The organism is Cellvibrio sp. ARAG 10.3 (assembly GCF_051846955.1).
In the GTDB taxonomy this organism is placed as follows: domain Bacteria; phylum Pseudomonadota; class Gammaproteobacteria; order Pseudomonadales; family Cellvibrionaceae; genus Cellvibrio.
Map to the genome: position 1 here is coordinate 67,012 of NZ_JBPYCU010000003.1, position 21,563 is coordinate 88,574.

Here is a 21,563-nt window from a genome sequence, read left to right on the forward strand (position 1 = left end):
AGCAGGAGAATGATCATGACCGACAATATCAAGAACCCCCAGGTGGTATCCCGTGAAGAATGGCTTGTCGCACGTAAAGCGCACCTGCAAAAAGAAAAAGAATTTACCCATCTACGCGACCAGTTAAGCGCTGAGCGGCGAGCCTTGCCGTGGGTAAAAGTCGATAAGGAATATATCTTTGAAGGACCACAAGGCAAGGAAACCTTAAGCGATTTATTCAATGGTCGCAGTCAATTGGTGGTGTATCACTTTATGTTTGCCCCCGGCTGGGAGCAGGGTTGTGACGGTTGCTCGTTTTTAGCCGATCATTTTGATGGACCCAACCTGCACCTTCCCCATCACGATGTGACCTTGCTCGCGGTATCGCGCGCGCCCTGGCAAGAATTTCAGGCATTTAAGAAACGCATGGGCTGGCAGTTCAAATGGGTTTCCTCATTCGGTAGTGATTTTAATTACGATTACCACGTCAGCCCCAGTGAAGCCGAAATAGCCGCGGGCAAAATGTATTACAACTATGAAGAGCAAGAGGGCGAACCCGGCGAGGGTCCCGGTTTCAGTGTGTTTTATAAAGACGAATCGGGCAATATTTTCCACACCTATTCCGCGTACGCCCGCGGCGGTGACATTCTGATTAACACCTATAATTTTCTGGAGCTCACACCGAAAGGACGCAATGAAGAGGAAATTATGGATTGGATGCGACTTCACGATGAATACGAAGATGCTCAACCGACCAAGGAAGCCTGCTGTCATTGAGCCTGCGAAACAGGCGCCCGTTATCCAAACAGGCGCCTACTTTTGGCGATCAAGCCATCTCGGCTCGAATCGTATCAAGCAATTTTTTGGTTGCGCGAATACCGGCCTCTTCACTTAATTTATTGCCTTCGTATTCAATACCGATATAGCCCTGATAATTAGCCGCTTTCACCAGCTTTAACATAGCTCGAAAGTCGATACTGCTTTCGTTGCCCTGCTCGTCAAAATCAAAACTCTTGGCACTCACCGCACCGGCATAAGGCATGAGTTCCGCCACGCCTTTGTAGATATCATATTGTTCAACACACGGAGATTCCCACATATCGCCATCGCGGCGTCGAACACAGAAATTGCCGAAATCCGGCATAGTACCGCAACGCGGGTGATCCACCGCGCGCATCACATCCGCCAATAATTTTGCATTGGAAGAAAAGCCGCCATGGTTTTCAACCAGAACATGGATATTGAAATCCTCCGAAAACTCGCACAAGGCACGCAGTGTTTCGGTGGAACGTTTTTTCCAGTCAGCCTCGGTTCCCTCGCCATGCAAGTTGATACGAATGGCTGTGCAGTCGAGATATCTGGCCGCTTCAATCCATTTTTTATGCCCCTCAACGGCGGCCGTGCGAATTTTTTTATCGGCAGACGCCATCTCTGGCTCACCGTCAACCATGATTAAAGAATTCACTACGCCATTATCTTCAGCACGTTGCTTGAGTTGGCGTAAAAACACTTGGTCTTTCGCTTTGTCCATAAAAAATTGATTAACGTACTCCACTGCGCCTATGTCATAGGTTGTGCGCGCAACAACCGGAAAATCCAACGCTTTGATCTCACCGGCGAACAACGCCTTGTGCAGTGACCACTGCGCCAGGGAAATCTCGAAGTCAAAGGCTGGCGCAGCAACCGCGCCCATCGTAGCAACCCCCAGGGACGTGCTGCCAATAAGCCCTGCAGATGCAATAAGGAAGTGTCGACGAGAGAGGAAAAAGTCTGAAGAAGACATAGGCGTTGACCTTGTGATTGTTATTGACACAAGGATTCTACTGGGGGGATGGACGGCAGGACAATGACTTTACGTTAGCTTACAGAAGGGGTAAAAAAACCTGTGATGCGCAATTGCCATCACCCAGAGCAACCGGTAAAAATCGAGCGAAACCGGGACTACTGCCAGTTGCGCCGCGTACTGAATTGCGGGCGCAAGAATTCCATCTGGTCGCCGCGAATACGGTCACTGTTGATCAGCGCCAGATATTCCGCCGTATTAGGGCAGAAAGGCAAAGCCAACAATTCCATATTCACCTCGGTCAATAGTCGATTGCCTTTATGCTGATTACAGCGTTTGCATGCCGCTACCACATTATTCCATTTATCTTTGCCGCCACGACTCAAAGGATGCACATGGTCACGGGACAACTGTCCGTAGGTAAAGGAGCGCCCGCAGTACAGGCATTGATAATGATCGCGCGCAAACAGAGCTGCATTGGTTAACGGGGGAATCAAGCGCATGCGCGCAAGGCGGTTGCCGCCACAGGCAATGATGGCTGGCAAATCCATGTAGGTTTGCAGCCCCGTCAGACGGGAGTGACCACCGTGCACCCGGCGAACAAAACCGCCCAGGCTCCAGGCCACCAGGTCGCGCACATAAAGACACACAGCTTCTTGCCAATGCAGCCACTCGATCGGTTGACCCGCCGTATTAAGCCGCAATATTCGTGCTTCCATCGACACCTCCAACGTAGAGAAACCGGACAAAACCAGAAACTACCACTCGAACATCGATACGCTACTACTGCTTTTACTACGTTTTTATGACAAACGCTATCGCCCTTGAGCGGTTTTATGATCTTTTAGCTATACATTGATGAAATTGTCACATTGGACTTGATAAAAGAATACTGGAGAAAGCCGAAAAAAGCTCTCTCCAGGTAGGGGGCAGGATAAAAATTTTTACGCGGATATTACGCACAAACCTTACCGCAGCGTGCTCATTTGGAGGGTGGTAAAACAGCCTCTTCGACGACGGGCGCACGAGCAGGTACTTCATCCGCTTTACGACTAACCAGCCCTTTGACCTTATCGCGAAAATATTTTTCCACGTAAAGGTAGGTGAAGCGAGAAATCAGAACGGTTAACAGAATCAGGGCCATATTAATCAGCACAGCCCAGACGCCGAGATTTTTGGGGGCCGCTTTAAACACAACTTCATACAGGTTGGAAAAGAACGAAAGGATAATGTCGTGGGTCAGGTAGATGGAATACGACCACAGCCCGATACTGCGCAACGGAGACGTGTCCAGCAGCCGCCCCACAAAACCGTGAATGGGACTGGCAAACACCATCAACAACAAACAGAAAGATGCCAGGGTCATGACAAGGTAGCCGTCGCCCCGATGCGCAAGACACACCGCAGCCACCGTCAATGCAACAGCCATGATTTCCAGCACATGAATATTGAAACGTGCCAACCCTTGCGCAATGTCATCCTTCCAGCGATACAAGAACACGCCGCAATAAAATGCGGACATGCAGCGGATAAAGCCGTAATCATAGGTTCCATCCATTTGCCCCGCCGGGTTAACACTGAAGAGAAAGGCATACCCCGGAATAATGACCAGTAAAGGAAAGAGTTTGCTGCCGCTACGGTCGAAGGTGGTTAACAAAATAAAAAAGGCGATATAGGTAAAAAACTCGACGCTGATACTCCAGCTGGGATGATTCCACGACAGGTAATCATGCACCCCCATGGAATGCACCAGGAACAGGTTGCTGACAAAGCTGTACACATTGTTATGTTCAAACTGATCCACGCCGCCGTAACCGGCGCTGATAAAGTACTGTTTGCCCAGGATATAAGGCACCCATACCAGGAGCATAAACACGTGCAGAGGGTAAATTCGCCCAAGCCGCAGGCTGATGTATTCCCGAAACGCTAAACCCTGGCGGATCTTATCGGCATAGGCGAGCGTCAACACAAACCCCGATAAGATAAAAAAGAAATCCACAAACAGATAACTGTTTTTAACAAAATCGAGGCTTTTGGTTCCAACGATAAAATGCGAATGGAAAAGTAAAACAAGACACGCTGCCACACCGCGTAACGATTCCAGCTTGCTATACATAGCAACCCCCTTTGCATTGTGAAGATGTCAGCTTCAAGCAGCTAAACTGCCGCAGCCTAATCTGGCGATAGCGAAAGAACAATGACAAACGGGCGGAATAACGTGGAAAAAGCTTTCTGGTTATCACAAAAAATGTAAATGCTGTCGCGCAAATAATTTCATGCGCATTTTATCAACATAAACAGACAGCAGCGCAAATCGATAATAGAACTTAAGATGGCTAATTGGCAAACCGGCCATAAAATAAACCCCCGCTGCGGGGGGCAGCGAGGGTTTGTGTCTTACAGGATGGGAGCCCGACCTTAGGCTGATATATGGCGCAACTCCTGTCGATCCTTGCCACACAGATCCGTGTGCATGCGTCCGTAACAGTTGCCATTATTGTTGAACGGCACGTCATACACCAGTGGGCATTGGCGGAGAGTTTTGTAGGAAATATCTCACACGCCAGCCGATTTTGGCCCACCGTCAGGCTCGCTCAGAAACTCCTGCCATGTTGACCTGAGCGGGTTTATAATCGCGCCCCTTGCAGGCGGTGCCGCCCCTCACATTCATATGGCGCAACCCCAGCCCCAAAACCCGGGCCCAAAAGCTGGAGCAGACTATGGCAGTAAAAAAGAAAGGTGCGGATTTCGAACAATCCCTCAATGCCCTCGAAACCCTGGTTAACAAGATGGAAAAGGGCGATATGACCCTGGAAGAATCACTCAAAGCCTTTGAAACCGGCATCCAGTTGACGCGGGAATGCCAGGCGCGCTTGGCGGCTGCCGAGCAACAGGTCCAAAAGCTGGTGGAAAATCAGGGAGTTATTAGCCTTGAGCCCTTTGACGCCCAAGGCGATGACGAATGAGTGAAGACTTCAGCCAGTTTGTGGCCGAGTGCCGCCAACGTGTGGATAGCGCGCTGCAAAACCTCTTACCGGTCACCACAGGGCCAGGCGAGCGCCTGCGGGACGCCATGCGTTACAGCCTGTTTAATGGCGGCAAACGGGTCCGCCCTATCCTTGCCTACGCCAGCGGACTCGCCGTCGGCGACACACTGACTCAGGCACAACAGGCCTCACTCGATGCCGTCGCCTGTGCGCTGGAATGTGTCCATGCCTACAGCTTGGTCCACGACGATCTGCCCGCCATGGACGATGATGACCTCCGGCGTGGCAAACCCACCTGTCATATCGCCTTTGATGAAGCCACCGCCATTCTCGCCGGCGACGCCTTACAAACCCTGGCATTTGAGTTGCTAAGTGACGCGCCGCACCTGGACGCCGCCTGCAAGCTGGCCTTGCTGCAGCAACTGACGCGTGCCTCTGGGGTGCGCGGTATGGTGTTGGGCCAGGCCATCGATCTGGCGGCAGTCAACCAACAGTTAAATCTGGACCAGCTGGAAACCATGCACCGCCACAAAACCGGTGCCTTGATCAGCGCCAGTGTGGCCATGGGCGCTATCGTGTGTGGGGCCGACGCAACGCGCCTTCAGGCATTAACCACTTATGCGGATGCTATCGGGCTGGCGTTTCAGGTGCAGGACGACATCCTGGATGTCACCACTGACACGGCCATTCTCGGCAAACAACAGGGCGCGGATGTCGCCCGTAACAAGCCCACCTATGTGTCTTTATTAGGGTTGGATAACGCACGAGCCAAAGCGCAGGAATTACATCAGCAGGCGCTGGCGGCGCTGGCGGATTTTGATCAGCGGGCGCAGCCGTTACGGGCACTTTCGGCCTATATCATCGAACGCAGTCACTAAACCGCTGCCTTAATCTGGGAATGCGCAGTAATCGGGCGCTAGGCAATGGGCCGCAGCCCGCCTACAATGTCGCCCTTTGACCGGCGTAATATAAGATCAATCTTGACCAACCGATGGCAGTCAATGTTTAACGAAATACCCACAAGCCGCCCGTCCACGCCCCTCCTGGATAGCCTTGACTCTCCGGCAGAACTGCGTGCGCTCAGCGAAAAGCAGCTGCCCGAGCTGGCCGAGGAACTGCGGGCGTTCCTGCTCTACAGCGTGGGCCAGACCGGTGGTCACTTTGGTGCCGGCCTCGGCGTCGTTGAATTGACCATTGCCTTGCATTACGTTTACCAGACCCCCGATGACCGCCTGGTCTGGGATGTCGGCCACCAGACCTACCCTCATAAAATCCTGACCAATCGCCGCGAGCGTATGCACAGCATGCGTCAGGGTGGGGGCTTGTCCGGCTTTCCCAAACGCGATGAAAGTGAATACGACACCTTCGGCGTAGGACACTCCAGTACTTCCATCAGCGCCGCACTGGGCATGGCTATCGGCAGTCAGATGGCCGAGAGTGAGCGCAAATGTGTAGCCGTCATTGGCGATGGTGCCATGACTGCGGGTATGGCCTTTGAGGCCCTGAACCACGCGGCCCATATCGACAGCGACATGTTAGTCATCCTCAATGACAACAATATGTCTATTTCCCCGAATGTCGGCGGTCTGGCCACCTATCTCTCCAAGATTTGGGGCAGCAAGTTTTACAATTCCCTGCGCGAAGGCAGTAAGCAAGTACTCACCAAGATCCCTCAGGCCTGGGAATTCGCCCGCCGCACGGAAGAGCATTTCAAAGGCTTTGTCTCACCCGGCACGCTGTTCGAAGAAATGGGCTTTAACTATATTGGCCCTATCGACGGCCATGACCTGATCAGCCTGGTGCGCTACCTGCGCAACCTGCGTGAAGTCAAAGGCCCCAAGCTGCTGCACGTGATTACCCAGAAGGGTAAGGGCTTTGGCCCGGCAGAAGCAGATCCGGTGGGCTATCACGCCCTCAACAAGATCGAGCCAAAAAAGACGGTCATCAAAAACGCCAATATCACCGTCAAACCCAAATACCAGCAGGTGTTCGGCGATTGGTTGTGCGATATGGCGGCGCAAGATGAGCGCTTGGTCGGCATTACGCCCGCGATGTGTGAAGGTTCAGGCATGGTGGAATTCGCGCAGAATTTTCCCGAGCGCTTCTATGATGTGGCGATTGCTGAGCAGCACGCTGTGACGCTTGCAGCGGGTATCGCTTGTGAGGGCCAGAAGCCTGTAGTGGCGATCTACTCCACCTTTTTACAACGTGCCTATGATCAATTGATCCACGACGTGGCGCTGCAAAATCTGGACGTTACCTTTGCCATTGACCGCGCCGGCATGGTGGGCGAAGACGGCGCGACCCATGCCGGCGCGTTTGATATCAGCTTCCTGCGCTGTATCCCGAACATGGTGATTGCCGCACCGAGCGATGAAAACGAATGCCGTCAGCTGCTCTATACGGCTTATCAGTACCCGGGCCCGTCCGCCGTCCGCTATCCGCGTGGTACCGGCACCGGTGTCGCTATCCATGCAGCAATGACCGAACTACCCCTCGGCAAAGGGCTGGTAAAACGGGAAGGCAAGCAGGTCGCCATTCTGAATTTCGGCACATCACTGGCCAGCGCATTACAGGCGGCGGAAAAACTTAACGCCAGTGTGTGCGATATGCGCTTTGTAAAACCGTTGGACACTGACCTGATTGAACGCATGGCCGCAGAACACAGCCTGCTGGTAACTCTGGAAGAAAACGTTATTGCCGGTGGCGCCGGTGCCGCCGTGAGTGAATACCTGGCCAGTATGGGTGTGGTGATGCCAATACTGCACCTGGGGTTCAGCGACCGCTTTGTGGAGCAGGACAGCCAGAAACAACAATTAGCTGACCAAGGGCTGGATGCCGCCGGTATTGAGCAGGCTATCCTCGCCCGTCAGGCCTTGCTGGCGGGGAAAAAAATCGTTGCGGGTTGATCGGGACTGTTAATCGAGCACCAAGAGCGAACCATCAGGAGCGAATCATGAGCGGACACATTGCCAAGTTATCCCATCAGGTGTTTTTCTGGCTGAAGAACCCGGATTCTGCCGAAGATCTGGAACAACTGCTTATCGGCATCCGCAGCCTGTCCGCCATAGAAACTGTGCGCGGTATGCATGTGGGCGTGCCCGCCGCGACCGAGCAACGCCCGGTCATCGACAACAGTTACAGCGCCTCCGAATTGCTCTTCTTCGATAGCATCGAAGACCAGAATGCCTACCAGACGCACCCCTTGCATGAACAATTCATCGCCGATTACTCCCACCTGTGGAGCAAGGTGATGGTGTTTGACTCCATCAGCCGCGCCACCGAAAACGAGTTTGGCTTGTAGCCATTCAGCGCTCCCAAGGCACGCCCGCGGCAAACTTCTCCACCAGAAAATCGATAAACAACCGCACCTTGGCGGCGAGATAGCGTTGCTGTGGGTACAGTACCCATACGCCGGTATCGGTAAATTGATACTCATCCAGCACCGACACCAGTTGCCCGCTCGCCAGGTATTCGGTCACGTAATAGTCCGGCAACTGCGCCAGACCAATGCCGCGCAAGGCAGCATCGACCAGCGCCGGGCCGGAGTTGGCGTGCCAGTTGCCAGTCACCACCAGGTCCTTACGTGCGCCTTTATCCAGAAACAGCCAGTGATCGCGCGAACCGATCAGGCAATTGTGCTGCTCCAGCTCCGCCAGGGTGTGCGGCTGCGGATGGTGAGCGAAATAATCCGGCGAGCCCACCACAAATTCCCGGCGATGACACAAACGGCGCGCTACCAATGTGGATTCTTTAAGCACGCCCATGCGAATCGCAATATCGTAGCCCTCTTCAATCAATTCCAATTGCCGATTGGTCAGGTGCATACTGATTTTTAATTGCGGATACAGGGTATGGAATTCATTCACCAGTGGAGCGATATAACGTTCACCGAACGTCGTTGCGGCAGTAATCTTTAACAGGCCAGTGGGATTGGTCTGGTGATGATCCAGGGCCAGTTCGGCATCCTTGAATCCTTCAAATAACTGACGGCAACTCTCGTAATAGAGCGCCCCGCTGTCGGTCAGACGGATCTGGCGGGTGGTGCGATACAGCAATTGGGTGCCGAGTTGCTGCTCCAGTTGACTGACCAAACGGCTGATGTGCGAACTTGATACTTGCAATTGACGGGCTGCTGCCGAAAAATTCCCCAACCGTACCACTTCTACAAAGGCTTCAATTCTCTCCCAGCGTTGCATTATTGTCCCTCTGCAATAATTATCTGTGTTAATCGATGTTTATGATGTGTGCGGGGATAGTCTACACTGATCGACTCGCCCAATGAATCCGTTAAAACAAACCTTAACCTTAAGGTTCCGACCTACTTTCACTGAATTCCCGGAGGAATGCCCATGAAATCCCGTGCTGCCGTCGCCTTTGCTGCTGGAAAACCCCTCGAACTTGCCGAAATCGATGTTCAAGGCCCCAAGCAGGGAGAGGTACTGGTGCGGATCGTGGCTACCAGCGTCTGCCATACCGATGCTTATACCCTGTCAGGTGCTGACCCGGAGGGTTTGTTCCCGGCCGTACTGGGCCATGAAGGTGCCGGTATTGTCGAGGAAGTTGGTCCGGGCGTGACCAGCCTCAAGCCGGGCGACCATGTTATTCCGCTATACACCGCTGAATGCGGCAAGTGTAAATTTTGCCTTTCCGGCAAGACCAATCTGTGCGGCGCCGTACGCGCAACCCAGGGCAAAGGCTTGATGCCGGACTCCACCTCCCGTTTTTCCCTTGACGGCAAGCCGTTGTTTCACTACATGGGCACCTCGACTTTTTCTGAATATACCGTGCTGCCTGAAGTGTCCCTTGCCAAAATTTCCCCTGAAGCCCCGCTGGAAAAAATTTGTTTGCTGGGTTGTGGCGTCACCACCGGGATCGGCGCGGTGATCAATACCGCCAAAGTACAGCCGGGCTCCACCGTCGCCGTATTCGGTTTGGGCGCCATCGGCCTGGCAGTTATCCAAGGCGCGAAGATGGTGAGTGCCGCCCGCATCATTGCCATCGATATCAACCCCGACAAATTCGCCCTCGCCCAACAATTCGGCGCGACAGATTTTGTGAATCCGAAAGACCATGCCGACCCCATCCAACAGGTGATTATCGATATGACTGACGGCGGGGTGGACTACTCCTTCGAATGTATCGGCAATGTGAATGTCATGCGCTCAGCGCTGGAGTGCTGCCATAAGGGCTGGGGTGAATCCATCATCATCGGCGTGGCCGGTGCCGGCCAGGAAATCTCTACCCGCCCCTTCCAACTGGTCACGGGGCGAGTGTGGAAAGGCTCGGCCTTTGGCGGCGTGAAGGGCCGCAGCCAATTACCCGGCTACGTGGAACAATATATGCGCGGCGAGATCAAGATTGATGAATTCATCACTCACGATATGCCCTTCGAGAAGATCAACGAAGCATTTGATCTGCTGCATGAAGGCAAGAGCATCCGCACGGTGCTGCATTATTAAAGGTACCCGTAGGTCGGATTAGCGCAGCGTAATCCGACAACACTTTCTTCAAATGAGACCGCGTCGGATCAGGCTACGCTAATCCGACCTACGACAACTGCCTAACAACGGAATGATCATGTCAGATACATCCCTTACCCTGGTGTCCGCCACCAAAAGCTTCGGTGGTTGGCTCAAGCGTTACAAGCACAGCTCCAAAACACTCAATTGCGAGATGATCTTCGCCATCTACCTGCCGCCCCAGGCAGAAAGCGGCCCGGTGCCATTGGTGTGGTGGCTCTCCGGCCTTACCTGTACCGACGAAAACTTTATGCAAAAGGCCGGGGCACAACGTGTTGCCGCCGAACTCGGCCTGGCGATCATCTGCCCGGACACCAGCCCGCGCGGCGTTGAACTGCCGGGCGAAGATGACAGTTACGATTTCGGCTCCGGCGCCGGTTTTTACGTCAACGCCACGCAAGCTCCCTGGAGCAGCCATTACCGCATGTACGACTACATTGCCGATGAGCTGCCCGCGCTGGTGCGCAATCACTTCCCGGTGAATGGCCGCGAAGCGATCAGCGGTCATTCCATGGGTGGCCACGGGGCGCTGGTGCTGGCACTGCGTAACCCCTCGCGCTACGCCTCGGTATCCGCCTTCGCGCCGATTGCCAATCCCAGCAACTGCCCCTGGGGTCAAAAAGCCTTTAGCGGTTATCTGGGTGACAATCAGGATTTGTGGGCGCAGTACGATGCCTGTGAGTTAATCGCCTGCGGTGCGTCCAAGCAGCCGCTGTTGATTGACCAGGGCGACAGCGACAACTTCCTCAAAGACCAGTTAAAGCCCGAACACCTTGAGCGCGCCTGCCGCGACTATAACCACCCACTCACCCTGCGTTACCAACCCGGCTACGATCACAGCTACTTCTTTATCGCGACCTTTATTGAGGCGCATCTGCGTTATCACGCAGAGCATCTCCAGAACCCGTGATGGAGCTCGGCAAGGATGCCGCTTTAATCGGCTCGCACGCCGCCTGCCTTTACTTCCCTTTACGCCGTTTTGGTCGCGCCACACCGCGTCTACACCTTGCTCATGCCCACGCTTTCGGGTAACCTTTTGCCCAATAGATTATATTATATTATTAATTAAATCCGATTTTCTGACTCAGCCCTGGCTTTGATACCCTGGTCTCGATAGTAGTAACGCACCCCCCGGTTGCGCCGATTGTTATCAGGCTCGTGAGTGTGAATTGATGTCTGACAATAACAAGATCAAAAAACCCCTTCGCTCGGCGCAATGGTTCGGCCAGAGAGATAAGAACGGTTTTATGTACCGCAGTTGGATGCGCAACCAGGGCATGCCTGAACATCATTTTCAGGATCGGCCCATCATAGGTATCTGTAATACCTGGTCGGAACTGACTCCCTGTAACGCCCACTTCCGCGACCTGGCTGACCGGGTGCGGCGCGGTGTATTGGAAGCGGGCGGCGTGCCGGTCGAGTTTCCGGTGTTCTCCAACGGTGAATCCAATCTGCGCCCTACCGCCATGTTGACCCGCAACCTGGCTTCAATGGATGTGGAAGAGTCCATCCGTGGTAATCCCATTGATGGGGTCGTGCTCTTGGCCGGGTGTGACAAGACCACGCCGGCGCTGCTGATGGGCGCCGCCAGCTGCGATCTGCCGACCATCGTCGTCACCGGTGGTCCGATGCTTAATGGCAAACATAAGGGAATGGATGTCGGCTCGGGCACCCATGTCTGGCGGATGAGTGAAGACTACAAGGCTGGTCTGATTTCCCTGCAGGAATTTATGGATGCGGAAGCGGATATGTCGCGCTCCGCCGGCACCTGCAACACCATGGGCACGGCCTCCACCATGGCCTGCATGGTGGAGGCCATGGGCGCCTCCCTGCCCCACAATGCCGCGATTCCGGCGGTGGACGCGCGGCGCAACGCACTGGCCTTTGCCTCCGGCATGCGTATTGTGGGCATGGTGGCGGAAGATCTGAAACTATCGCAATTGCTGACCCGCGAGGCCTTTATCAATGCCATTCGGGTTAATGCGGCCATCGGCGGCTCGACTAACGCGGTGATCCATTTGAAAGCCATTGCCCAACGGGTCGGTGTTGAGTTGACGCTGGATGACTGGCAAACCTACGGCCAAGGCGTGCCGACCCTGGTGAACCTGCAACCATCCGGCCAGTATCTGATGGAAGAGTTTTACTACGCCGGGGGCCTGCCAGCAGTACTGCGGCGGCTGGGCGAGGCGGATCTGTTACATACTGCTGCATTAACGGCAAACGGCAAGAGCCTGTGGGACAACAATCGCGATGCACCCTGTTACAACGATGACGTGATTCGCCCCCTGAATAACCCCTTGTGCACCAGCGGCGGTATCTGCATCCTGCGCGGTAACCTGGCGCCGCGCGGTGCGGTGCTTAAATCCTCCGCCGCCACGCCGGCGTTGATGAATCATCGCGGACGCGCCGTGGTATTCGAAAATTTCGAGCATTACAAAGCGCGCATCATGGACCCGCACCTGGAGGTAGATGCTTCGTCAGTTCTGGTCCTGAAAAACTGCGGCCCCAAGGGCTACCCCGGCATGGCAGAAGTGGGCAACATGGGTTTGCCGCCGAAGCTCTTGAAACAGGGTGTAACGGACATGCTGCGCATCTCCGATGCGCGTATGAGCGGCACGGCATTTGGCACCGTGGTGTTACATGTGGCCCCGGAGGCGATGGAACTGGGCCCGCTGGCCGCCGTGCGGGATGGCGACATAATTCATCTTGATGCGCATAACGGATTGCTGGAGATCGACATCAGCAACGAAGAATTACAGGCACGCATCGCGCAACTGCGTGTCACGCGTAAACCGGTACAACCCGGCGGTTATCTACAGTTGTATATTGACCATGTTATGCAGGCCGACGAAGGCTGCGATTTTGATTTTCTGGTGGGCTGTCGCGGTGCTGAAGTGCCCGCGCATTCTCACTGACACAATCAAACCCACTAACCACAGCATGCATATAACAACCTAAGAGCCGCCGATGAATCTCAGTAACCAGTACCCGAGTTTGCGCGGGAAGATTGTATTGATCACCGGCGGTGCCTCCGGCATTGGCGCCAACCTGGTGGAGGCGTTTTGTCGACAGCATGCACGTGTGGCGTTTATCGACATCCGCAATGAGGATGCCGAAAAATTGGTGGCATCACTCAGTGATATCCCCGGCTGCACCGCGCCAGTGTATTACCATTGTAATTTATTGAATATCCCGCGCGTGCAGGAAACCATCGCCCGGGTGCGCAAAGAGTTAGGGCTGGTGAGCGTGCTGATCAACAACGCCGCCAACGACACACGCCACGATTTTCGCAAAGTGACGGTGGCCTATTGGGATGAACGCCTGGCAGTCAATTTGCGGCATCATTTTTTTGCGGCGCAGGCCGTTTACTGGCATATGAAAGAGTTGGGCGGCGGCTCGATTATCAATCTCGGCTCCATGAGCTGGTACGCCACCCAGGGCGGTATGCCCGGTTACACCAGTTCGAAAGCCGCGATTGAAGGCTTGACGCGCGGCCTGGCGCGGGACATGGGCAGCGACAATATCCGTGTGAATACGCTGGTCCCTGGCTGGGTAATGACGGAACGGCAGTTGGCGATGTTGATGAATGAAAAAAGTGCGCAGGCCATTCTTGATAACCAGTGCATGAAAAAAAATGTCATGCCGGAAGATATCAGTGCAATGGCGTTGTTCCTGGCGTCGGATGACAGCCGGGTTTGCACCGCGCAGCACTTCATCGTCGACGGCGGCTGGATTTAATACGACGCTGTAAACTATAAACCGTAGGTCGGATTAGCGCAGCGTAATCCGACAAAAACAGCCAGGAAAGAAAATACATTTTAAAAAAGCACAACATAAAAATTACGGGTGATTGTTGACATATTGCACCCGGGCATTGTCGGATTACGCTGCGCTAATCCGACCTACACAAGCGATTAATGTAATACGTGAACATCCAATAATTTTATCGTCACGAGGAAGCCACAATGAAACGATTATTACGCTCGCTCTACACCGCCACGCTTGCATCCAGCTTGCTGATTGCCAGTACCGCCTCAGCACTGACCGTCGGGTTCTCCCAGGTTGGTTCGGAAAGCGGCTGGCGCACCAGCTTTTCTGAATCGGTTAAGGCTGAAGCAGAAAAACGCGGCATTAACCTGAAATTTTCCGACGCGCAACAAAAACAGGAAAACCAGATTAAAGCTGTGCGCAGTTTTATCGCCCAGGGTGTCGATGCCATCATCATTGCCCCGGTGGTCGAAACGGGTTGGCAACCGATCCTGATGGAAGCCAAACGCGCGCGAATTCCGGTGGTGATCGTCGATCGTAATGTGGCCCTCAACAACGATTCGCTTTACCTCACCCGCATTGCACCGGACTTCGAACTGGAAGGTGAAAAGGCGGCAAACTGGCTGATGGAAAAAACCGACGGCAAATGCAACATCCTTGAACTGCAAGGCACCGTCGGTTCCAGCGCGGCTATCGGGCGGATGAAAGGGTTTAATAAAGTCTTGGCGCAACACCCGGACGCGAAGATTGTACGCAGCCAGACCGCTGAATTTACCCGCGCCAAAGGCAAGGAAGTGATGGAAAGTTTGTTGAAAGCCGAAGGTGGTGGCAAAAATATTTGTGCGCTGTGGTCCCACAACGATGAAATGGCCCTGGGCGCTATCCAGGCCATCAGAGAAGCCGGCCTGCAACCGGGCAAAGATATCCTCGTCGTGTCTGTCGATGCGGTTAACGATGCGCTTAAAGCTATCGTTGACGGCAGCATTAATGTATCGGTTGAACTCAGTCCGCACCTCGGCGGCCCGGCATTCGATGTGATCGAACAATACCGCAACGGCAAAAAAGATTTTGAAAAATGGATCCGCATGGGCGGCAATGTCTTCACTGCCGAAAATGCCGCCGATGAATTAGCTAAACGCAAATAATGTAGGTCGGATTAGGCGCACCGCGCCGTAATCCGACACTGATTCATTAATTTCTCCGCGTCGGATTACGCTGCGCTAATCCGACCTACTGCGACGATTGATTTATGTCTACTACTACGGCTGTTCTCCAGTTACGGGGAATCCAAAAAAAATTTCCCGGCGTGCATGCGCTGAAAGGCGTGGACTTTACGCTGCGCGCTGGCGAGATCCATGCGTTGCTCGGTGAAAACGGTGCAGGCAAATCCACCCTGATTAAAGTCATGACCGGTGTTTACACCCGGGACGGCGGCGACATCCTGCTGGAGGGAAAGCCGATCTTCCCAGGCAACACAGGCGACGCCCAGGCGTTGGGCATCAGTACCGTGTATCAGGAGGTGAACCTGCTGCCCAACCTCAGTGTTGCGCATAATATTTTTCTTGGGCGCGAGCCAAAGCGCTGGGGATTCATCGACTGGAAAACCATCAATCAACAATCCCATGCCTTGCTGAAAGATTACGACCTGGATATTGACGTGACGCGACCGCTGTCCAGCTACTCCATCGCCGTGCAACAGTTGATCGCTATTGCGCGTGGTGTGGATATGTCAGCCAAGGTGTTGATCCTTGACGAGCCGACCGCGAGTCTCGACGCCGATGAAGTGCAATCCCTGTTTCGCATTATGCGCAGCTTGAAAGAGCGCGGTATCGGCATCGTGTTTGTTACGCACTTTCTCGATCAGGTGTACGCCGTGTGTGATCGCATTACGATCTTGCGCAATGCAGAATTAGTGGGCGAATTCGACGCTGCCACACTGAGCCGCCCTGAACTGGTGGGGCATATGCTCGGCAAAGAACTGGCTGCATTGGAAGAACGTATGCATCAGACAACCAGTGAGCAACAACGACCCTCCGCGTTAAAACTCACCCAGGTCGGCAGAGCCGGCTCATTGGAGCCCATTGATCTGCAAGTTGCGCAAGGTGAAGTGGTCGGACTCGCGGGCTTACTGGGTTCAGGCCGCACCGAATTGTGTCGATTGATCTTTGGGGTGGATAAAAAGCACACCGGTACCGTGATCTTTCACGGCAAAGACATTCATTTGTCTTCCACGAAAGAAGCCATCGATTTGGGTATGGGTTTGTGCCCGGAAGATCGCAAACACGACGGTATCCTCGGCCCCTTGTCAATTCGCGAAAATATTATCCTCGCCCAACAAATCAAACAGGGCTGGTGGCGATTTATTCCGCGCAAACAGCAAAATGCTATTGCCGAAAAATATGTAAAAGATATTAATATCGCCACGTCTGATATTGAGAAGCCCATCGAGCAACTGAGCGGCGGCAATCAACAAAAAGTGATCCTGGCCCGTTGGCTGGCGTCGAACCCCAGGCTGTTAATCCTTGATGAACCTACACGCGGTATCGACATCGGTGCCCATGCGGAGATCATTAAATTGATTCGCCAATTGTGCGACCAAGGTTTATCGCTGATCGTCGCCTCGTCCGAATTGGAAGAGCTGGTGGCCTTCAGTGATAAGGTGGTGGTCTTGCGCGATCGCAAAAAGGTGGCGGAATTAACCGGCGCTGACATTCAACCCGATACCATCATGCGCGCGATTGCTTCCGCATAAACCTCATTAGCCGAGACGTAAAAAAGCGAGCTCATATTATGAATGCCTTGTTATCCAACTCGCAATTGCGCCGTTATATCTGGCCGGTTGCCGGACTCCTGCTTCTGCTGTTAATCAACCTGGTTATTTCACCGGAATTTTTTAACCTGACGTATAAAGATGGCCGCTTCTACGGCAGCCTGATTGATGTGTTAAACCGCGCAGCACCCATCGCACTCCTGGCTATCGGGATGACATTGGTGATTGCGACCGGTGGGGTCGATTTGTCCGTCGGATCGGTCATGGCGATTGCCGGTGCAGTCAGCGCTTATTTAATTGTCTCGGGTGTGGATAGCCTCACCGTTATCATCGCTGGCGGCCTGGCAGCCGGTTTAGTGGGCGGCATGATCAACGGATTGTTGGTGGGCTATTTAAATATCCAGCCCATTGTGGCGACCTTAATTTTAATGGTGGCCGGGCGGGGTGTTGCGCAATTAATTAATGAAGGGCAAATCGTTACCTTTCAGCACGAGGCGTTCAGTTTTCTTGGTACCGGTTATTTCCTCGGACTGCCGTTTCCCGTTGTACTGGTGATCATTACGTTTGTATTGGTGCAATTGCTGATGCGCCGTACCGCGCTGGGCTTGTATGTAGAAGCCGTCGGTGCCAATGCCTCAGCGAGTCGTTATCTGGGTATTAATGCCAAGGCCATTAAACTCAGTGTGTATTGCCTGGCCGGTTTGTGTGCGGCCCTGGCGGGGATGATTGCCGCCGCCGACATCAAAGGTTCGGATGCAAACAACGCCGGTTTATGGTTGGAGCTGGATGCGATCCTTGCAGTCGTGATCGGCGGCGCATCACTGATGGGCGGGCGTTTTTCATTGCTGCTGTCCATCATCGGCGCCCTGATTATCCAGACGCTTACCGTCACCATCATCATGAGCGGCATTCCACCCAAATTCAATTTATTGATCAAGGCGTCGGCCATTATCCTGGTATTACTGATGCAATCTCCGCGCTTCCAGCAACAGTTGTCCAGCCTTATGTTGTGGAGAAAGCGCCATGGTTAATCGCAAATTTATTCCGTTGATCGTCACCTGTTGTCTGTTCTTTTTATTGTTTGGTATCGGCTCGGTGCAATTCGAATCCTTCGGCACGCCGCGGGTATTCTTTAATTTATTAACCGACAACGCCTTCCTGATTATTGCCGCCGTCGGCATGACCTTTGTCATCTTGTCAGGCGGCATTGATCTCTCCGTCGGTGCAGTTATCGCCCTCACCGGCGTCATCAGCAGCGTATTGATTTCACAATACAACTGGCACCCGTTGGTGGTATTTCCGGTCGTGTTATTACTCGGCACCGGCTTCGGCGCAGCCATGGGTACATTAATTTATGTCTATAAACTGCAACCATTTATCGTGACGCTGGCCGGTATGTTCCTCGCGCGCGGCCTGGCCAGCGTGATCAGTGAAGAATCCATTCCGATCACTCACGAATTCTACGACGCGGTCTCCATGTTCGGTTTTGAATTACCGGGCGGCGCCTGGATCGGCAGCTCCACCATCATTTGTTTAGTGGTGCTCGTCATCGCTATTATCGCAGCGCATTACACGCGCTTTGGCGGCCGGGTCTATGCGCTGGGTGGCGACAATAACTCCGCCGCCCTGATGGGCGTTCCCCTCGCCAGTACCACCATCGCCATCTACGCCACCAGCTCATTCCTCGCCACGCTGTCTGGCATTGTGTATTCTTTCTACACCTTTTCTGGCTATTCACTCGCCGCCGTCGGCGTAGAACTGGATGCAATTGCGGCAGTGGTTATTGGCGGCACCTTGCTGACCGGTGGCTACGGATATGTGATTGGAACCTTGGTCGGCGTACTGATTATGGGCGTAGTACAAACCTATATTTCCTTCGACGGCACCCTGAGCAGCTGGTGGACCAAGATCGTCATTGGCGTGTTGCTGTTTTGTTTTATTGCTATGCAGCGGGCACTGAGTAGAACACAGTAATCAAAATAACTTACGGGTGAGATGATGAACTCGCATCACCCGTTTGTTCTCCTACAGACGACGCGCTTGTCGATTCGCTATTTTCCCGCTCATCCGGAACCTCACTCTCTATCGGTGCTGCTTCCTCGAACGGCTCAGGCTCGTCAATGTCTTCCGGTGATTTACCTTCACTGTCTTCAACCTCCGGTTTGCTGTCCTCGCGCGGCTCTGCTTCAACATCGTCTTCATCCGGTGGATCCAGCGGGATCAAGTCTTCCGGTATTACCTCGCGAATTTTTTCGACCGGGTTTTCAAGTGGGCTTTCTTCTTCCATATCACGTAGGTCATCCGGGGATTCAATCACGCGAAACCGCAGGATGCCGATGACTTGATTCGCTTCAGTGACGACGTGGATTTGCCATCGCCCACTGGGATAAGGCGGGAAGTTTAACTTGTGGGTCCAGGCGCGATAACCGGCCTCACGCCCGCCGCTAATGTCGAGAGCGATTTTATCCACTATGCGTCCGTTGCGCCGCCAGACGTGATAGATCCGCTCATTCAATCCGCGCGGCGCGCGAATAGCGGTGTAAGCATAAAGTCCGGAACGCAATTGCTCCACTGTGATGACGTTTAGTGAATTCTCCGGCGAACGGCTTCGGTCATCAATGCGGTCAGTTACCGCAACCTCGGTCAAGCGCAAGGTGGCAGGCGGTATCCACGCACGCACCGAGACACCGATAATGGCCACCACCACAATGCCGGCTATGGTGAGCAAACTGCGCTTCCACCAGTTGAACGGCAATGCCCGCACAATACCTGGTAGTGACAAAAGGATGGCGATGCCCAAAGACAGCAAATAACTTTTTGGTGTGGGCAGCTGAAAAATAATCGGCAAGGCTGTTAACAACACGGCGAACAAGGTGACGCCATGAAAGATAAAGTACAGCCAGCGTTTGGCAGCCAGCCAGCGATAATAGATGGGATCAACAATGGAGATAAATGCAGCGATGATCAACAGCGAGGTAAAGACCATCTGCCCACCGTTCCACACGGTGGTGATAAAGAAAAAGGGGACAACAAAAAACAGACTTTCCTGATGCACCAGTTGGGTGGCAAAACTCAATAACGGTGGCGGTAATTTAAAACCGAACCAGGAAGAAACACTGCGCTGTAATAAATTCTCCAGTGCCAGCCAACCCCAACTGAGCAACATCAATGCCGAGACAAGCTGGGCAAATTTTTCCTGCTCGCGTTCCACCAACAGAAAACTGGCCACACCGGAAACAAAACCAAACAGCGCCACCGCCCAAGGGAAGCGGGTCACCAATGCAATAATGCGCAACACCAACATCTTGGCAAGGTTCATTGCACTGGCTACCAGTGGTCGCATCATCACATCGATTATTCTCGCAGGGTCAGATATACAAAAGGCGATAACATAGCTGATGTTATCGCCTTTATCAGTGGTATGACGCACTTACTGCAAGAGCGTCTTAACTGGTTTGCGTTACTCGGTGGCGTGCACCTGACGTTCAAGCTTGTGCCGCATAAAGAACAGCAAACCAAATGCCAGGATCAGAAACGCCGGGAACAGTGCCAGGTTTTGCAAAGTGGCCTGCCCGGCCGCCACCTCAACAGCTTCGGCGGTGATGCCGCTGGCAACCGCTTCTGCCTTGGCTTCGTCTAACCAGCGCCCGATAACGGGGTTCCAGATCGACATGGAGAACATGCCCGCACCGCCAATCAATGACATCCCCAAAGCACCGGTCTTGGGTTGGTATTCGCTGATAAAACCGATCATGGTCGGCCAGAAATAAGTAACGCCCAACGCGAAGACTACTGCTGAAACATACACCATCATGCCTGAGGCTGTGCTCAGCAAGAAGATACCGATGGTGGTGACAATCGCCGACATCAGCAACACACCAACAGCGTTAAAGGCTTCTACAATCGGCCCTGCAAAATAGCGACCCAAAGCCATCACACCGGTAACCAGAGCCAGGAACAGCATCGGATGCGCACCGGAGGCGCCGAAGATTAACTCGGCCCATTGGGTTGTACCGAATTCGGAGGCAGCGGTGAGTGTCATGCAGAAGAACATAAAGATAAACAGGGGCGAAAAGAGTGAACGAATATTGGTGGCGGTCGAAGTTTCCGAATTCGCGGTGGCCGGGAATGGATGACCAAAGATCATAAAGCCGTAGATGATGGTAGGAATAATCATCACCGCAATTTGTAATTGCCAGCCCAGTCCCATCTTGGTCATCGCTGCCGATACCAAGGCACCGATCACAATACCGCCCGGGAACCACACATGGAATTTATTCAGCATCGCGGTTTTGCGGGTGTGGTACATGTCGGCGATCAGCGGATTACACGCCGCTTCCACGGAACCATTAGCAAAGCCGATAAAGAAACTGGATAACAACAAGGTCCAGAAGCCGGTAGCGGTCATGGTCAACACCAGACCGAGCAGGTGACAAATAAAGGCCAGGTACAATAACTTTTTTGCACCCAGGTAGTTATAGATCAAACCACCGAACATCATCGCGACCGGAAAACCAAAGAATGCCATACCGTTGATCCAGCCGAGCTGCTGGTTGGTCAGGTCAAAACTGAGGCTGAGGTCGTTGAGGATACCCGCACGGATAGCGAAGGTCATGGCGGTAACAATCAATGCGATACAACTCGCATTAAAAATGCGGGAGGGATTAACGGTATTAACCATAGCGTTTACCTGATTATTGTTGTGACGATGTTATGTGTTGTTGGTTCATGACTTAACTTATGGCATCAAGTGG

The 21,563-nt window shown here is 53.4% G+C and carries 19 protein-coding genes; 13 read left to right on the forward strand and 6 right to left on the reverse strand.

Annotated elements, in window-relative coordinates:
* Positions 1-15: 15 nt before the first annotated feature.
* Positions 16-756 (forward strand): DUF899 domain-containing protein, encoded by a 741-nt coding sequence (locus ACSV5M_RS05020; RefSeq protein ID WP_439174500.1) that lies wholly within the window; start codon positions 16-18, stop codon positions 754-756.
* A gap of 49 nt (positions 757-805) precedes the next feature.
* Here the strand turns inward: ACSV5M_RS05020 and ACSV5M_RS05025 are convergent, their stop codons facing one another.
* From ACSV5M_RS05025 to ACSV5M_RS05035, 3 genes are all read right to left on the reverse strand, one after another.
* On the reverse strand, positions 806-1,762 hold the full coding sequence (locus tag ACSV5M_RS05025; protein WP_439174501.1) for a sugar phosphate isomerase/epimerase family protein: 957 nt from the start codon (positions 1,760-1,762) through the stop codon (positions 806-808).
* Between the two features lie 158 nt (positions 1,763-1,920).
* The gene (locus ACSV5M_RS05030; RefSeq protein WP_439174502.1) at positions 1,921-2,481 is read right to left on the reverse strand and encodes an HNH endonuclease; all 561 of its coding nucleotides are present in this window, start codon (positions 2,479-2,481) and stop codon (positions 1,921-1,923) included.
* A 263-nt stretch (positions 2,482-2,744) separates the two neighbouring features.
* A complete protein-coding gene (locus ACSV5M_RS05035) occupies positions 2,745-3,878 on the reverse strand; it encodes an acyltransferase family protein (protein WP_439174503.1) in 1,134 nt (377 codons plus the stop codon).
* A 604-nt stretch (positions 3,879-4,482) separates the two neighbouring features.
* Here ACSV5M_RS05035 and ACSV5M_RS05040 point away from each other — a divergent pair.
* The 4 genes from ACSV5M_RS05040 (at position 4,483) to ACSV5M_RS05055 (ending at position 8,053) form a co-directional block, all read left to right on the forward strand.
* Positions 4,483-4,728 (forward strand): exodeoxyribonuclease VII small subunit, encoded by a 246-nt coding sequence (locus ACSV5M_RS05040; RefSeq protein ID WP_439174504.1) that lies wholly within the window; start codon positions 4,483-4,485, stop codon positions 4,726-4,728.
* Entirely contained in the window at positions 4,725-5,627 is a 903-nt protein-coding gene (gene ispA, locus ACSV5M_RS05045; RefSeq protein WP_439174505.1) for a (2E,6E)-farnesyl diphosphate synthase, read from the forward strand. Before ACSV5M_RS05040 ends, ispA begins: the two co-directional genes overlap by 4 nt.
* A 123-nt stretch (positions 5,628-5,750) precedes the next feature.
* A complete protein-coding gene (gene dxs / locus ACSV5M_RS05050) occupies positions 5,751-7,658 on the forward strand; it encodes a 1-deoxy-D-xylulose-5-phosphate synthase (protein ID WP_439174506.1) in 1,908 nt (635 codons plus the stop codon).
* Positions 7,659-7,705: 47 nt separating this feature from the next.
* Positions 7,706-8,053, forward strand: a complete 348-nt coding sequence (locus tag ACSV5M_RS05055) for a Dabb family protein (protein ID WP_439174507.1) — start codon at positions 7,706-7,708, stop codon at positions 8,051-8,053.
* Between the two features lie 4 nt (positions 8,054-8,057).
* Here the strand turns inward: ACSV5M_RS05055 and ACSV5M_RS05060 are convergent, their stop codons facing one another.
* Positions 8,058-8,948, reverse strand: coding sequence for a LysR substrate-binding domain-containing protein (locus ACSV5M_RS05060; protein ID WP_439174508.1), 891 nt, complete (start codon positions 8,946-8,948; stop codon positions 8,058-8,060).
* A 153-nt stretch (positions 8,949-9,101) separates the two neighbouring features.
* On the opposite strand from ACSV5M_RS05060, the gene ACSV5M_RS05065 reads away from it, so the two are divergent.
* The 8 genes from ACSV5M_RS05065 to yjfF all read left to right on the forward strand — a co-directional run bounded on the left by ACSV5M_RS05065 (position 9,102) and on the right by yjfF (position 18,783).
* Entirely contained in the window at positions 9,102-10,211 is a 1,110-nt protein-coding gene (locus ACSV5M_RS05065) for an S-(hydroxymethyl)glutathione dehydrogenase/class III alcohol dehydrogenase (protein ID WP_439174509.1), read from the forward strand.
* A 118-nt stretch (positions 10,212-10,329) separates the two neighbouring features.
* Positions 10,330-11,181, forward strand: coding sequence for an S-formylglutathione hydrolase (fghA, locus tag ACSV5M_RS05070; protein ID WP_439174510.1), 852 nt, complete (start codon positions 10,330-10,332; stop codon positions 11,179-11,181).
* Between the two features lie 262 nt (positions 11,182-11,443).
* On the forward strand, positions 11,444-13,186 hold the full coding sequence (locus tag ACSV5M_RS05075; protein ID WP_439174511.1) for an IlvD/Edd family dehydratase: 1,743 nt from the start codon (positions 11,444-11,446) through the stop codon (positions 13,184-13,186).
* A gap of 52 nt (positions 13,187-13,238) precedes the next feature.
* Positions 13,239-14,009, forward strand: coding sequence for an SDR family NAD(P)-dependent oxidoreductase (locus ACSV5M_RS05080; RefSeq protein ID WP_439174512.1), 771 nt, complete (start codon positions 13,239-13,241; stop codon positions 14,007-14,009).
* Positions 14,010-14,236: 227 nt separating this feature from the next.
* Positions 14,237-15,184 carry an ABC transporter substrate-binding protein gene (locus ACSV5M_RS05085; protein ID WP_439174513.1) on the forward strand — a complete coding sequence of 316 codons (948 nt, stop codon included), beginning with the start codon at positions 14,237-14,239 and terminating at the stop codon, positions 15,182-15,184.
* Between the two features lie 104 nt (positions 15,185-15,288).
* Positions 15,289-16,791 carry a sugar ABC transporter ATP-binding protein gene (locus ACSV5M_RS05090; RefSeq protein WP_439174514.1) on the forward strand — a complete coding sequence of 501 codons (1,503 nt, stop codon included), beginning with the start codon at positions 15,289-15,291 and terminating at the stop codon, positions 16,789-16,791.
* Positions 16,792-16,829: 38 nt separating this feature from the next.
* Positions 16,830-17,840, forward strand: coding sequence for an ABC transporter permease (locus tag ACSV5M_RS05095; protein ID WP_439174515.1), 1,011 nt, complete (start codon positions 16,830-16,832; stop codon positions 17,838-17,840).
* Positions 17,833-18,783: a galactofuranose ABC transporter, permease protein YjfF gene (gene yjfF, locus ACSV5M_RS05100; RefSeq protein WP_439174516.1), complete on the forward strand. Its 951-nt coding sequence runs from the start codon at positions 17,833-17,835 to the stop codon at positions 18,781-18,783. Before ACSV5M_RS05095 ends, yjfF begins: the two co-directional genes overlap by 8 nt.
* Before the next feature lie 10 nt (positions 18,784-18,793).
* Here the strand turns inward: yjfF and ACSV5M_RS05105 are convergent, their stop codons facing one another.
* Together ACSV5M_RS05105 and ACSV5M_RS05110 are read right to left on the reverse strand one after the other, a co-directional pair.
* On the reverse strand, positions 18,794-20,155 hold the full coding sequence (locus ACSV5M_RS05105) for a DUF5924 family protein (RefSeq protein ID WP_439174517.1): 1,362 nt from the start codon (positions 20,153-20,155) through the stop codon (positions 18,794-18,796).
* A 114-nt stretch (positions 20,156-20,269) separates the two neighbouring features.
* Positions 20,270-21,490, reverse strand: a complete 1,221-nt coding sequence (locus ACSV5M_RS05110) for an MFS transporter (RefSeq protein ID WP_439174518.1) — start codon at positions 21,488-21,490, stop codon at positions 20,270-20,272.
* Between the last annotated feature and the right edge of the window lie 73 nt (positions 21,491-21,563).

Coding starts and splice junctions, on each gene's coding strand:
- ACSV5M_RS05020 (WP_439174500.1), top strand. CDS start 16: ATGACCGACAATATCAAGAACCCCCAGGTGGTATCCCGTGAAGAATGG.
- ACSV5M_RS05025 (WP_439174501.1), bottom strand. CDS start 1,762: ATGTCTTCTTCAGACTTTTTCCTCTCTCGTCGACACTTCCTTATTGCA.
- ACSV5M_RS05030 (WP_439174502.1), bottom strand. CDS start 2,481: ATGGAAGCACGAATATTGCGGCTTAATACGGCGGGTCAACCGATCGAG.
- ACSV5M_RS05035 (WP_439174503.1), bottom strand. CDS start 3,878: ATGTATAGCAAGCTGGAATCGTTACGCGGTGTGGCAGCGTGTCTTGTT.
- ACSV5M_RS05040 (WP_439174504.1), top strand. CDS start 4,483: ATGGCAGTAAAAAAGAAAGGTGCGGATTTCGAACAATCCCTCAATGCC.
- ispA (WP_439174505.1), top strand. CDS start 4,725: ATGAGTGAAGACTTCAGCCAGTTTGTGGCCGAGTGCCGCCAACGTGTG.
- dxs (WP_439174506.1), top strand. CDS start 5,751: ATGTTTAACGAAATACCCACAAGCCGCCCGTCCACGCCCCTCCTGGAT.
- ACSV5M_RS05055 (WP_439174507.1), top strand. CDS start 7,706: ATGAGCGGACACATTGCCAAGTTATCCCATCAGGTGTTTTTCTGGCTG.
- ACSV5M_RS05060 (WP_439174508.1), bottom strand. CDS start 8,948: ATGCAACGCTGGGAGAGAATTGAAGCCTTTGTAGAAGTGGTACGGTTG.
- ACSV5M_RS05065 (WP_439174509.1), top strand. CDS start 9,102: ATGAAATCCCGTGCTGCCGTCGCCTTTGCTGCTGGAAAACCCCTCGAA.
- fghA (WP_439174510.1), top strand. CDS start 10,330: ATGTCAGATACATCCCTTACCCTGGTGTCCGCCACCAAAAGCTTCGGT.
- ACSV5M_RS05075 (WP_439174511.1), top strand. CDS start 11,444: ATGTCTGACAATAACAAGATCAAAAAACCCCTTCGCTCGGCGCAATGG.
- ACSV5M_RS05080 (WP_439174512.1), top strand. CDS start 13,239: ATGAATCTCAGTAACCAGTACCCGAGTTTGCGCGGGAAGATTGTATTG.
- ACSV5M_RS05085 (WP_439174513.1), top strand. CDS start 14,237: ATGAAACGATTATTACGCTCGCTCTACACCGCCACGCTTGCATCCAGC.
- ACSV5M_RS05090 (WP_439174514.1), top strand. CDS start 15,289: ATGTCTACTACTACGGCTGTTCTCCAGTTACGGGGAATCCAAAAAAAA.
- ACSV5M_RS05095 (WP_439174515.1), top strand. CDS start 16,830: ATGAATGCCTTGTTATCCAACTCGCAATTGCGCCGTTATATCTGGCCG.
- yjfF (WP_439174516.1), top strand. CDS start 17,833: ATGGTTAATCGCAAATTTATTCCGTTGATCGTCACCTGTTGTCTGTTC.
- ACSV5M_RS05105 (WP_439174517.1), bottom strand. CDS start 20,155: ATGATGCGACCACTGGTAGCCAGTGCAATGAACCTTGCCAAGATGTTG.
- ACSV5M_RS05110 (WP_439174518.1), bottom strand. CDS start 21,490: ATGGTTAATACCGTTAATCCCTCCCGCATTTTTAATGCGAGTTGTATC.